We start from the raw sequence: 12,402 nt of genomic DNA, 5'->3' as shown, positions 1-12,402 counted from the left end.
GAGTGTCAGTGGCGGATGCCACACTCGCATGTCATGGAACACCTGAACGAGCTGGTGGCGCGGACCCGTCGCGGGGAGAAAGTGAAGTACCTGGCCTTCTGGGGACACCGCCCTCGACCGGACGGGCGGATCGGCGCGAGCTGCCTCAGCCAGTGGTGGCCTTCGCCGTTCACGGTCGACGGGGTGACGTACGCGTCGGCCGAGCACTGGATGATGGCTGGCAAGGCGCGGCTCTTCGGCGACGTGGAGGCGGAGCGCCGTGCACTGTCCGCGAGCAGCCCCGCGGCGGCGAAGAAGGCGGGCCGGCTGGTCCGCGCCTTCGACGAAACGGTGTGGGAGCGGGAGCGATTCGCCCTGGTGGTGGCGGGCAGCGTCCACAAGTTCGGCCAGGACGCCGGGCTGCGCGCGTTCCTGCTGAACACCGGGGACCGGGTGCTGGTCGAGGCGAGCCCCCTGGACAGGATCTGGGGCATCGGAATGGCGGCGGACGACCCGCGAGCGGAGGACCCGGCACGCTGGCGGGGCCTGAATCTGCTGGGGTTCGCCCTCATGGAGGCACGGACACGGCTGCGCGCGGTGCCCGACGCGATGTGAAAGGCCCGCGGGGCGGTCGGGGTTCTCCCCACCGCCCCGCGGGCCGTACTCTGTGCAGCGGCTTTCCCGCCTCTATCGCGTGCCGTCCACGACCAGGGACGTTCCGTACGTGTCGTCGTACGGGTAGCTGTCGTCGTTGTTGAAGTCGTGGGCCAGACCCCAGATCAGGAAGCCCAGGAACGCTCCGCTGATCACGATGCCGAGCGAGCCCAGGATGATTCCGGCCAGCGCGACGCCGCCGTTGTTCGCCTCACCCCGGTTGACCCGGCCACGGCCTATGAGACCGAAGATCAGCGCGAGGACGCCGAGGATGACCCCGAACCCCCACATGCAGAAGCCGACCACGGCGATGATGCCGAGCACCATCGACGCGATACCCAGCCCGTTCGCGGGCGCCGGTCCGCCCCAGGGCGCCTGGCCGTAGCCAGGGTATCCGGGATAACCGCCGTACTGCGGAACGGATGCGGCCGGGTATCCGTACTGTCCTGCGGGAGGAACCTGCTGCCCGGGACCGTTCGGCGCGATCGGCGGCGGCGGAACGTCCCCGGGCGCCTGTCCCGCTCCGGGCAAGGGGCCCGTCCCCGGTGCGGCAAAGGGGCCGGTTCCCGGTGCGGCGCCGAACCCCGCCGTGGGCACCGGTCCCGCTCCTGTGGCCGGCATCGAGGTGACCGTCTGCTGGTCGTGCACAGCGGGCGGGCGCGGGTCACCGGTCTGCTTCTCCAGCGGCACCCTGTTGTCCGGCGGAGCCCACGGATCGCGTGGCACAGCCCCGTCCGCGGGCTGCTCTGTGTTCTCTGACATGGGCCTCCCCCATCGTGGTCCCGTCATGCTACGGCCCGCCCCGGCACCTGCCGCTCCGGCCTACGATGATCCCCGTCCCACACCGGGCCGTCCCGTGCCCGGGCCGCTCCACGTCATGCCCCCCGGAGGATCCGATGACCGATCTGCACCCCTTCATCGCGGGGCTGCCCAAGGCCGAACTGCATGTCCACCATGTCGGATCCGCCTCGCCCCGCATCGTCGCCGAACTGGCCGCCCACCACCCGGACTCCAAGGTCCCCACCGACCCGGAGGCGCTGGCCGACTACTTCTCCTTCACCGACTTCGGCCACTTCATCGACGTCTATCTCTCCGTCGTGGACCTGGTCCGCACCCCGGAGGACGTCCGGCTGCTGACCTTCGAAATCGCCCGTGACATGGCCCGCCAGAACATCCGGTACGCGGAACTGACCGTCACCCCGTTCAGCTCGACCCGGCGCGGCATCCCGGAGCAGGGCTTCATGGAGGCCATAGAGGACGCCCGCAAGGCCGCCGAGGCCGAGCTCGGCGTCGTCCTGCGCTGGACCTTCGACATTCCCGGCGAGGCCGGGCTGGAAGCCGCCGCGGAGACCACCCGGCTCGCGGTGGACCTGCGGCCGGAGGGCCTCGTCGGGTTCGGGCTCGGCGGTCCGGAGATCGGCGTGCCCCGCCCGCAGTTCAAGCCCTACTTCGACCGGGCGATCGCCGAGGGGCTGCACTCCGTCCCGCACGCCGGGGAGACCACGGGCCCGCAGACGATCTGGGACGCCCTCACCGAACTGCGCGCCGAGCGCATCGGCCACGGCACCAGCGCCACCCGGGACCGCAGGCTTCTCGACCACCTCGCCGAGCACCGGATCGCGCTGGAGGTCTGCCCGACCTCGAACATCGCAACCCGCGCCGTGACCGATCTCGACCTGCACCCGGTCAAGGAGATGGTGGACGCCGGAGTCCTGGTCACCATCAACAGCGACGACCCGCCGATGTTCGGCACCGACCTCAACAACGAGTACGCGGTGGCGGCCCGCCTCCTCGGTCTGGACGAGCAGGGTCTTGCCGCGCTCGCCAAGAACGCGGTGGAGGCCTCCTACCTCGACCCGGCCGGCAAGCGGACGCTGGCCGCCGAGATCGACACGTACACGACGGACTGGCTGCGGCGCACCGGCCGGTGACCAGCGGTGGTGACAATGGCCCCATGGCCACCCCTGTCACCGCCGTAGCTCACCGCGGCGATCCGTACCGTGTCCGCGAGAACACCCTCCCCTCGATCCGCTCCGCCCTCGAACGGGGGGCGGACGTGGTCGAGCTCGACGTCCGGGTCACCCGCGACGGGGTGCCGGTCCTGCTGCACGACGCCACGCTGGAGCGGCTGTGGGGTCACGAGCGCAGACTGGACCGGCTCACCCACCACGAGCTCACCGAACTGACCGCGGGCGGTGTGCCCACCCTGCGCGAGGCGCTGCTCGCCGCCGGGGCGCACCGCCTCATGCTCGATCTGCCCGGCTCGACCGACGAGTCGGTACGGAAGACCATCGGCCTGGTCCGCGAGTGCGGGGCCACGGAGCGTACGTACTACTGCGCGGGCCCCGAGGCCATGCTGCGGGTGCGCGCCGCGGATCCGTCCGCCGAGATCGCCCTCACCTGGACGACACTCGCCCCGCCGCGCTCCGCCCTGTTGGACGTGGTGAGACCGCGCTGGCTGAACTACCGGTTCGGGCTGGTGAGCCGGGAACTGACGGACCGTATCCACCGGGACGGGCTGCTGGTCTCCGCCTGGACGGCCGACACCAAGCGCACAATGCGCCGTCTGATCAAACAGGGCGTCGACTCGATCACCACCAACCGGGTCGACACCCTGCACGGCCTGCTCGCCAACTCCCGGTCCGCTGAGCTTTCTTGAACTGTCCGGCATCATGGGCGGTGCCTCATCGTCGGTGAGCGAAAGTGCCCGAGGAGCAGATGTGACCGATCCGCACCGCAGCCCCGCCCAAGTCCGTTCCGACATCGCGCACAACGCCCGGGTCTGGAACCACTGGCTGGGCGGCAAGGACAATTACCCCATCGACCGCGCGGTCGGCGACCATGTCACCTCCATGTATCCGAGCATCGGTGAAGTGGCCCGTGCCGACCGGGCGTTCCTGGGGCGGGTGGTCCGGTATCTGACGGGTGACGTAGGGATCGGGCAGTTCCTGGACATAGGCACCGGTCTACCGACGGCCGACAACACCCATGAGGTCGCCCAGCGCACCGCACCCGCCACCCGCGTCGTCTATGTCGACAACGACCCGACCGTGCTGGCGCACGCCCGCGCGCTGCTCGCCGGCTCACCGGAAGGTGCGACCGAGTACATCGACGCGGACGCCCGCCACCCGGAACAGATCCTGCGGGGCGTCGAACCGACACTCGATCTGAAGAAGCCGGTCGCGGTCATGATGCTCGGCATCCTGAACTTTGTCCTCGACACGGACGAGGCACGGAAGATCGTAGGGACGCTGATGGACGCGATGCCGTCCGGCAGCTATCTGGTCCTCACCCACCCCACCCTGGAGCTGGGCGGCGAGGGCAACGAGGCGGCGATGCGGTTCTGGAACGAGAACGCCACCCCGCCGATCACCGCCCGCAGCCACGCCGAGTTCGCCACGTTCCTGGAGGGCCTGGAGCTTGTCGAGCCGGGCATCGTGTCCTGCGCCCTCTGGCGCGCCGGACCCGGTGCGACGCAGGTCGCCCAGTTCGGCGCGGTCGCGCGGAAGCGCTGACAGCGCCGCCCTACTCAGACCGCCGGTGCGGGCACCGACTGCGGTGTCCGCTCCATGCCCTCCAGCCGCTTGATCTTGCGGTGCACAATCAGCAGCGGGATCACCCCGAAGACGCCGAACGACATGTCGATGACCGACCACCAGAAGGGAATGTCGCGGATCGGTCCGCAGATCAGGGCTAGCGGGATGATCCCGGCGCAGGCGATCATGCCGAACTCGACGACCCAGATGTTGCGGACCGGATCGCGGTACGGACCGTAGAAGGCGACCGCGATGACCAGATGGGCGAAGGCCAGCCAGTCGGTGCCGTACAGCACGAAGGGGTACTTAGCGTCGGCCTCGTCGAGTCCGGTCCGGACGCGGGTGATCCACTCCATCAGGGCGGGGAAGTGCTCGGGAACGGGCGAGGCCGAGGAGCGCAGCAGCTCCTCGACCCATCGGAGTTCGTGGACGAGCGGGAAGGCGGTCAGCCCGCTCAGTACCAGACAGACGATGAAGACGACCAACCACACGCGTATACGCCTCTGCAGGGCATGTCGCTCGCTCATGTTCGCAGCGTACGCCGGGATTTACTGACTCTTCGTGTCACCCCCGGCAGGACTTCACAGACCGACGATGGAGTTCCGCTTCTTGGCGAACTCGGTGCGCTCCTCAGAGCGGACCAGCCGCACGGAGCTGTCGGGGGCTCAGGGCCGCGGCCCGGTCCGGGCTGCGCCGGAGGCCGAGAGCCGGTGCACGACGACGGACGTCGCCGCGAGCAGTACGGGCGCCGATGCGACCGTGTGTACCGGGAGTGCACTGGATGCGTGCCGACAGCGCACTGGCCTTTCGTGCACTGCGAGGTCATATGCGGTGCACTGATGGGATATTCCTCCCGGCCCGGCGGTTTTACGGTGGCGACCGGCACCCCGCAGACCCTGTGTCTGCCGCGCAGTTGCCCCGCCGGAGAGACCGGCACACCACAGGAACCTCAGGAGTTCGACATGTCCCATGTTGTGGAGCCGGTGCAGCCGGTGCTGGAGCCGGCGGCAGCCGCGTTCGCCGAAGCGACCGCCAATCCGCCCTACCTCTTCGACCTCGCGCCCGCCGAGGGCCGCAAGGCAGTCGACGAGGTGCAGTCCGGCGAGATCGACAAGCCGCAGATCGACGAGGAGTGGATCACTGTCCCGGGCGGTCCCACGGGCAGTGTCCGCGCGCGCATCGTCAGGCCCGCCGGTGCGCAGGGCACCCTGCCGGTGATCCTCTACATCCACGGCGCCGGCTGGGTGTTCGGCAACGCCCACACCCACGACCGCCTGGTGCGCGAACTCGCCGTCGGCACGGGCGCCGCCGTGGTCTTCCCCGAGTACGACCTCTCCCCGGAGGCCCGCTACCCGGTCGCCATCGAGCAGAACTACACCGTCGCCCGCTGGATCGTCCAGCAGGGTACGTCCAAGAACCTCGACGGCTCCCGCCTCGCGGTGGCCGGCGACTCCGTCGGCGGCAACATGACCGCCGCACTGACGCTGATGGCCAAGGAGCGCGGCGACGTCCCGCTCGTGCAGCAGGTGCTCTTCTACCCGGTCACCGACGCGAACTTCGACACCGGCTCCTACCACCAGTTCGCCACCGGCTACTTCCTGCGCCGCGACGGCATGCAGTGGTTCTGGGACCAGTACACCACCGACGAGGCCGAACGCGCCCAGATCACCGCCTCCCCGCTGCGGGCCACCACCGAGCAGCTCACCGGGCTGCCGCCGGCCCTGGTCATCACCGGCGAGGCCGACGTACTGCGCGACGAGGGCGAGGCCTACGCCAACAAGCTCCGCGAAGCCGGCGTCCCCGTCACCGCCGTCCGCTTCCAGGGCATCATCCACGACTTCGTCATGCTCAACGCCCTGCGCGAGACCCACGCCGCCCAGGCCGCCATCACCCTGGCCGTCGACACTCTGCGCACCGCCCTCGACAGCCGCTGACACGGCGTCCCTGCCTCACCTCACCAAGGAGAAGAACAGACATGGCCACCGCCCCCACGGTCGTTCTCGTGCACGGCGCCTTCGCCGACGCCGGCAGCTGGTCCGGGGTCATCGCGGAGTTGCAGAATCACGGCATCCCCGTGGTGGCGCCGCCCAACCCGCTGCGCGGACTGGTGTCGGACGCCGCGTACGTCGCCTCCGTGGCGTCCCAGATCGACGGTCCGGTCGTGCTGGTGGGGCACTCGTACGGCGGTGCGCTGATCACTGTGGCGGGCACCGCGGAGAACGTCGTCGGACTCGTCTACGTTGCGGCCTACACCCTCGAAGAGGGCGAGAGCCTCGGCGAGCTGCAGGGGCGCTTCCCCCTCTCACCGCTCGTCAGCAACCTGAAGGAGGCGACCTACCCCGTCGAGGGCAGGGAGCCCGCGGTCGAGGTCACCATCGAGCCCGAGGCGTTCCCGGCCGTCTTCGCCGCGGACGTCCCGACCGCCGTCACCGAGGTCCTTGCCGCGGCGCAGCGCCCGCTGGCGGCCGCCGTGTTCGAGGAGAAGGCCGCAGCCGCCGCGTGGAAGACCAAGCCCTCCTGGGCGCTCGTGGCCGGCGCGGACCGGGCGATCAACCCCGAGGTCGAGCGCTTCGGTGCCGAGCGGGCCGGGGCGACGATCGTCGAGCTCGAGGGTGCCTCGCACGCCGTGGCCGTGTCCCGCCCCAAGGAGGTCGCCGAACTGATCCGTGACGCGGTGCGCGCGACGAGCTGACGAAGAGCTCGGGCAGCCGCGCGGACGCATCGCCCTGGGCGCGTCCGCGCGGCTTCGCTGTGTCGTCGCCCCACCGGCGTTCGGTCCGGGCGTGCCGAATCGCGCCGGAACACGACGGCTTCACGGGGCCGGGACGGCCGGGTCGCGGGCCTGCAGGCTCAGCTGGCCGAAGGGGGCGAGAGGGAAATCCCCCACGTGCGAGCCGGCCGACGCCCTCGGCGGTCGCCGGCGCGCGGGTCCCTGCCCGTGAGGGAACGCACGGGCAGGGACACCGGACACCGTGCGCCGGCAGGCATCACCGCATGCGCCTGCGGGCAACCCCTGCCCCGCCCGGGCGCCTGGTCGACACGCCACTGGTCCGCGCCTGAGGAAACGCGGGGCACCGGCGCGGGCGTGGCGGCCGGGCCGCCACGGACCGCATCCGCAGACCGCGCCGGACGCGGCTGCCCGGGGCTGGGCCCACCGCCTCGCGAGCAGGCCTGCCCCGGTGCGGCTCACAGGCCGACGATGGAGTTCCACTTCTTCGCGAACTCGGTGCGCTCCTCGGACGTGATGTCGCGGGCGATCGCCAGCCGCTTGCGCATCGCCTCGTCGGGGAAGATCAGCGGCTCCTCGGCGAGCGCGGCGGTCTCCTCGTCCTTGGAGGAGGCCAGCACCTCGCGGGCGGCGGGGACGGGGCAGACGTAGTTGACCCAGGTCGCCAGCTCCGCGGCGACCTCGGGCTCGTAGTAGTAGTCGATCAGCTTCTCGGCGTTGCCCTTGTGGCGGGCGAGGTTGGGGATCATGAGGGACTCCGCCCAGAGTTCGGCACCCTCTTCGGGCACCACGAACTCGATCTCCGGGTTGTCGGCCTGGAGCTGGATGACATCGCCGGAGTAGGCCTGGCAGGCGAGTACATCGCCGGTCGACAGGTCCTTGATGTAGTCGTTGCCGGTGAAGCGGCGGATGTGCTTCTTCTTCACCAGCTTCTCCACCTGGTCGCACACCTCGTAGAAGTCGTCGCGCTTCCAGCGGGTGACGTCGACGCCGTTGCCCTGCATCAGAAGGGCCAAGGACTCGTCGAGCCCGGACAGCAGTGTCACCTTGCCGCTCAGGTCGTCCGCCCACAGATCGCTCAGGCTCCTGATCTCGCGGCCGAGCTTCTTGCGGTTGTACGCGATGCCGGTGATCCCGGACTGCCAGGGGACGCTGTGCGTCCGGCCCTTGTCGAAGGCGGGTGAACGCAACTGCGGGTCGAGGTACTTGGCTACGTTGGGCTGCTTGGCCCGGTCCATCTCCTGCACCCAGCCGAGCCGTACGAACCGGGCGGCCATCCAGTCGCTGACGACGATCAGGTCCCGGCCGGTCTCCTGGTGGTTCATCAGCGCCGGACTGATCTTCCCGAAGAACTCGTCGTTGTCGTTGATCTCCTCGGTGTACGTGACGGAGATCCCGGTCCGCTTGCTGAACGCGTCGAGGGTGGGCCGCTTCGACGCGTTCTTGTCGTCGGCGTCGATGTAGAGGGGCCAGTTGGCGAAGTGCAGCGTGTGATCACTGCCGGAGTAGTCGCGTCCGGCGCGGTCGCCGGGCTGCACGTAGGCGGCGGGCACTCCGCAGCCGGCCAGCGCGACACCGGCCGCTCCCGCCCCGAAGGCGCGCAGCAGGGACCGGCGGGACATGAGGTTGTTCGGGATCGCTCGCACCTGCGCAGGATGCCCGGCCGGGAACGCGGCGGACAATGGACCAACCGTCCAGCGGAGCGGGCCCCTCCCGCACACCCTGTCGATGCCCCGTCAGGGGCGGGCACGGGAACGGCCCCTCGAAGCGATGCATTCGAGGGGCCGTCACCACTGCGGGGGTATCAGTCGTCGAGCGAGGTCATGACGTGCTTGATGCGCGTGTAGTCCTCGAAGCCGTACGCGGAGAGGTCCTTGCCGTAGCCGGACTTCTTGAATCCGCCGTGCGGCATCTCGGCGACGAGCGGGATGTGGGTGTTGATCCACACGCAGCCGAAGTCGAGGTTCTTGGACATCCGCATCGCGCGGGCGTGGTCCTTGGTCCACACCGAGGAGGCGAGGGCGTACTCGACGCCGTTCGCGTACTCCACTGCCTGGTCCTCGTCGGTGAACGACTGGACCGTGATCACCGGTCCGAAGACCTCGTTCTGGATGATCTCGTCGTCCTGCCGCAGGCCGGAGACGACGGTCGGGGCGTAGAAGTAGCCCTTCTCGCCGACGCGGTGGCCGCCCGCCTCGACCTTGGCGTGCGTGGGCAGCCGGTCGATGAACCCGCTGACCTGCTTCAGCTGGTTGGCGTTGTTGAGCGGGCCGTAGAGCACGTCCTCGTCGTCCGGCTGCCCGGTCTTCGTGTCGGCGGCGGCCTTGGCGAGCGCGGTGACGAACTCGTCGTGGATCGACTCGTGGACGAGGACGCGGGTCGCGGCCGTACAGTCCTGACCCGCGTTGAAGAAGCCCGCGACGGAGATGCCCTCGACGGCCTTGGCGATGTCGGAGTCCTCGAAGACGACGACGGGCGCCTTGCCGCCGAGCTCCAGGTGGACGCGCTTGACATCCTTGGCGGCGGACTCGGCGACCTGCATGCCGGCCCGTACCGAACCGGTGATGGAGGCCATCGCCGGGGTCCGGTGCTCGACCATCGCGCGGCCGGTGTCCCGGTCGCCGCAGATGACGTTGAAGACGCCCTTGGGCAGGATGTCGCCGATGATCTCGGCGATCAGCACGGTCGACGCCGGAGTGGTGTCGGACGGCTTGATGACGACGGTGTTGCCCGCGGCGAGCGCCGGGGCGAACTTCCACACGGCCATCATCATCGGGTAGTTCCACGGCGCGACCTGGGCACAGACGCCCACCGGCTCGCGGCGGACGATGGAGGTCAGGCCCTCCATGTACTCGCCGGCCGAGCGGCCTTCGAGCATCCGTGCCGCGCCCGCGAAGAAGCGGATCTGGTCCACCATCGGCGGGATCTCTTCGGTGCGGGTGAGCTCGATCGGCTTGCCGGTGTTCTCGGACTCGGCGGCGATCAGCTCCTCCGCCCGCGCCTCGAAGGCGTCCGCGATCTTCAGCAGGGCCTTCTGACGCTCGGCGGGCGTGGTGTCGCGCCAGGCGGGAAAGGCCGCCGCGGCGGCGTCCATGGCGGCATCGACATCGGCCTGGCCGGAGAGCGGGGAGGTCGCGTAGACCTCTTCCGTCGCCGGGTTGACCACATCGATGGTCCGCCCGTCCGCGGCGTCCCGGAACTCCCCGTTGATGTAGTTGCGCAGACGGCGCACCTCGGTGGTCACAACCACCCCTCCTGTCGACACGTCCAATGGGTGAGACGTCCAGCCTAGTCGCAGAGGTGACGCTTTCGACATACCCACCCGCCAGGAACTTCGGATTCAGTGAGATCTGGACCCTCAGACAACGAATTTCATCGATTGAGGGTTGCGAGACAGACGAGTCCCGGTGCACAGTGGATGCGTGGCCAGTCGCAGCGCAGACTCCAGGACCGGGAACGGATCGTCACCAGCGGTCGATGCCGTCTCCCTCGCAATCATCGAGCAGCTCCAGGAGGACGGGCGTCGTCCGTACGCCGCGATCGGCAAGGCCGTCGGCCTCTCCGAGGCGGCCGTGCGGCAGCGCGTCCAGAAGCTGCTCGATCAGGGCGTGATGCAGATCGTCGCCGTCACGGACCCGCTCACCGTGGGGTTCCGGCGGCAGGCGATGGTCGGCATCAATGTCGAAGGCGACCTCGATCCCGTCGCGGAGGCGCTGTCGGCCATGGCCGAGTGCGAGTACGTGGTGATGACCGCGGGCTCCTTCGACCTGATGGTGGAGATCGTCTGCGAGGACGACGACCACCTGCTGGAAACGATCAACAAACGCATCCGGGCCATCCCCGGCGTGCGCTCCACCGAGAGTTTCGTCTACCTGAAACTCAAGAAGCAGACCTATATGTGGGGAACCCGATAGCCGTGAGCAAGGACCTCAGCCGAACCGCGTACGACCACCTGTGGATGCACTTCACCCGCATGTCGGACTACGAGAACGCGCCCGTTCCCACCATCGTGCGTGGCGAGGGCACCTACATCTACGACGACCAGGGCAAGCGCTACCTCGACGGCCTGTCCGGCCTGTTCGTGGTCAACGCCGGTCACGGCCGTCACGAGCTCGCCGAAGCGGCCTACAAGCAGGGCCAGGAGCTGGCCTTCTTCCCGGTGTGGTCATACGCCCACCCGAAGGCCGTCGAGCTGGCCGAGCGGCTCGCCGACTACGCGCCGGGCGACCTCAACAAGGTCTTCTTCACCACCGGCGGCGGCGAGGCCGTCGAGACCGCCTGGAAGCTTGCCAAGCAGTACTTCAAGCTCAAGGGCAAGCCGACCAAGTACAAGGTCATCTCGCGTGCGGTCGCCTACCACGGCACCCCGCAGGGCGCCCTGTCCATCACCGGCCTGCCGGCCCTGAAGGCCCCCTTCGAGCCGCTGGTCCCCGGCACGCACAAGGTGCCGAACACCAACATCTACCGCGCCCCGATCCACGGCGACGACCCGGAGGCCTTCGGCCGCTGGGCCGCCGACCAGATCGAGCAGGAGATCCTCTTCGAGGGACCGGAGACGGTCGCCGCGGTCTTCCTGGAGCCGGTGCAGAACGCCGGTGGCTGCTTCCCGCCGCCGCCCGGGTACTTCCAGCGGGTCCGCGAGATCTGCGACAAGTACGACGTACTGCTCGTCTCCGACGAGGTCATCTGCGCCTTCGGCCGCCTCGGCACGATGTTCGCCTGCGACAAGTTCGGCTACGTGCCGGACATGATCACCTGCGCCAAGGGCATGACGTCGGGCTACTCCCCGATCGGCGCCTGCATCGTCTCGGACCGCATCGCCGAGCCGTTCTACGAGGGCGGCAACACCTTCCTGCACGGCTACACCTTCGGCGGCCACCCGGTCTCCGCGGCGGTCGGCCTCGCCAACCTCGACATCTTCGAGCGCGAGGGTCTCAACCAGCACGTCCTGGACAACGAGAACGCGTTCCTCACGACGCTGCAGAAGCTGCACGACCTGCCGATCGTCGGCGACGTCCGCGGCAACGGCTTCTTCTACGGCATCGAGCTGGTGAAGGACAAGGCCACCAAGGAGACGTTCACCGACGAGGAGACCGAGCGCGTTCTCTACGGCTTCCTCTCCAAGGCGCTGTACGACAACGGTCTGTACTGCCGGGCCGACGACCGCGGCGACCCGGTCGTCCAGCTCGCGCCGCCGCTGATCTCCGACCAGTCGACGTTCGACGAGATCGAGGGCATCCTCCGGAGCGTCCTGACGGAGGCCTGGACGAAGCTCTGAGAGGGATGGTGATCCGGGCCGCGGGTCGATCGGCTGATCGACCACGGATCGATTGACCGATTGACCCCGGCCTGATCACCAGCCGACCGCATTCCAGCGGTCATTTCATATGGTCCACACGGCCCGGATGCGCCCATTCGAGTGGGAAGAAGCGCACCCGGGCCGCGTGCTGTGCGCACACCGCGGTCCGAATCCTTACGGTGCCGAGTGACCTATCGGCCCCCTCT

12 protein-coding genes are annotated in these 12,402 nt (G+C 69.2%); 8 read left to right on the top strand and 4 right to left on the bottom strand.

Annotation, left to right across the window (positions count from 1 at the left end; genetic code table 11):
• Positions 1–33: 33 nt before the first annotated feature.
• A complete protein-coding gene (locus tag ACFU8W_RS31840; protein WP_384044431.1) occupies positions 34–594 on the top strand; it encodes an NADAR family protein in 561 nt (186 codons plus the stop codon).
• Between the two features lie 72 nt (positions 595–666).
• On the opposite strand, the gene ACFU8W_RS31835 is transcribed toward ACFU8W_RS31840, so the two are convergent.
• Positions 667–1,395, bottom strand: a complete 729-nt coding sequence (locus ACFU8W_RS31835) for a DUF4190 domain-containing protein (RefSeq protein ID WP_384044428.1) — start codon at positions 1,393–1,395, stop codon at positions 667–669.
• A gap of 134 nt (positions 1,396–1,529) precedes the next feature.
• Between ACFU8W_RS31835 and ACFU8W_RS31830 the strand changes: the two genes are divergently transcribed.
• From ACFU8W_RS31830 to ACFU8W_RS31820, 3 genes are all read left to right on the top strand, one after another.
• Positions 1,530–2,564 (top strand): adenosine deaminase, encoded by a 1,035-nt coding sequence (locus tag ACFU8W_RS31830; RefSeq protein ID WP_384044425.1) that lies wholly within the window; start codon positions 1,530–1,532, stop codon positions 2,562–2,564.
• 23 nt (positions 2,565–2,587) lie between these two features.
• Complete coding sequence (locus tag ACFU8W_RS31825; protein ID WP_384044422.1) at positions 2,588–3,292, top strand: glycerophosphodiester phosphodiesterase; 705 nt, start codon at positions 2,588–2,590, stop codon at positions 3,290–3,292.
• A 61-nt stretch (positions 3,293–3,353) separates the two neighbouring features.
• The gene (locus ACFU8W_RS31820) at positions 3,354–4,148 is read left to right on the top strand and encodes an SAM-dependent methyltransferase (RefSeq protein ID WP_384044419.1); all 795 of its coding nucleotides are present in this window, start codon (positions 3,354–3,356) and stop codon (positions 4,146–4,148) included.
• A gap of 14 nt (positions 4,149–4,162) precedes the next feature.
• Here the strand turns inward: ACFU8W_RS31820 and ACFU8W_RS31815 are convergent, their stop codons facing one another.
• Complete coding sequence (locus ACFU8W_RS31815; protein ID WP_384044416.1) at positions 4,163–4,696, bottom strand: hypothetical protein; 534 nt, start codon at positions 4,694–4,696, stop codon at positions 4,163–4,165.
• A gap of 435 nt (positions 4,697–5,131) precedes the next feature.
• On the opposite strand from ACFU8W_RS31815, the gene ACFU8W_RS31810 reads away from it, so the two are divergent.
• Both ACFU8W_RS31810 and ACFU8W_RS31805 read left to right on the top strand, forming a co-directional pair.
• Positions 5,132–6,103, top strand: coding sequence for an alpha/beta hydrolase (locus ACFU8W_RS31810; RefSeq protein WP_384044413.1), 972 nt, complete (start codon positions 5,132–5,134; stop codon positions 6,101–6,103).
• Between the two features lie 41 nt (positions 6,104–6,144).
• A complete protein-coding gene (locus ACFU8W_RS31805) occupies positions 6,145–6,861 on the top strand; it encodes an alpha/beta fold hydrolase (RefSeq protein ID WP_384044410.1) in 717 nt (238 codons plus the stop codon).
• Between the two features lie 494 nt (positions 6,862–7,355).
• On the opposite strand, the gene ACFU8W_RS31800 is transcribed toward ACFU8W_RS31805, so the two are convergent.
• Positions 7,356–8,519, bottom strand: coding sequence for a spermidine/putrescine ABC transporter substrate-binding protein (locus ACFU8W_RS31800; protein ID WP_384044488.1), 1,164 nt, complete (start codon positions 8,517–8,519; stop codon positions 7,356–7,358).
• A gap of 182 nt (positions 8,520–8,701) precedes the next feature.
• Positions 8,702–10,141, bottom strand: a complete 1,440-nt coding sequence (locus ACFU8W_RS31795; RefSeq protein ID WP_345514473.1) for a gamma-aminobutyraldehyde dehydrogenase — start codon at positions 10,139–10,141, stop codon at positions 8,702–8,704.
• Between the two features lie 178 nt (positions 10,142–10,319).
• Between ACFU8W_RS31795 and ACFU8W_RS31790 the strand changes: the two genes are divergently transcribed.
• Both ACFU8W_RS31790 and ACFU8W_RS31785 read left to right on the top strand, forming a co-directional pair.
• Positions 10,320–10,811: an Lrp/AsnC family transcriptional regulator gene (locus tag ACFU8W_RS31790; protein ID WP_030928325.1), complete on the top strand. Its 492-nt coding sequence runs from the start codon at positions 10,320–10,322 to the stop codon at positions 10,809–10,811.
• The gene (locus ACFU8W_RS31785) at positions 10,796–12,175 is read left to right on the top strand and encodes an aspartate aminotransferase family protein (RefSeq protein ID WP_345514476.1); all 1,380 of its coding nucleotides are present in this window, start codon (positions 10,796–10,798) and stop codon (positions 12,173–12,175) included. Before ACFU8W_RS31790 ends, ACFU8W_RS31785 begins: the two co-directional genes overlap by 16 nt.
• The last annotated feature ends 227 nt before the right edge of the window (positions 12,176–12,402 follow it).

This window comes from Streptomyces sp. NPDC057565, assembly GCF_042801455.1.
In the GTDB taxonomy this organism is placed as follows: domain Bacteria; phylum Actinomycetota; class Actinomycetes; order Streptomycetales; family Streptomycetaceae; genus Streptomyces; species Streptomyces yanii.
The sequence above is the reverse complement of the archived record's forward strand: the minus strand, read 5'-3'. Positions and strand labels throughout refer to the sequence as shown.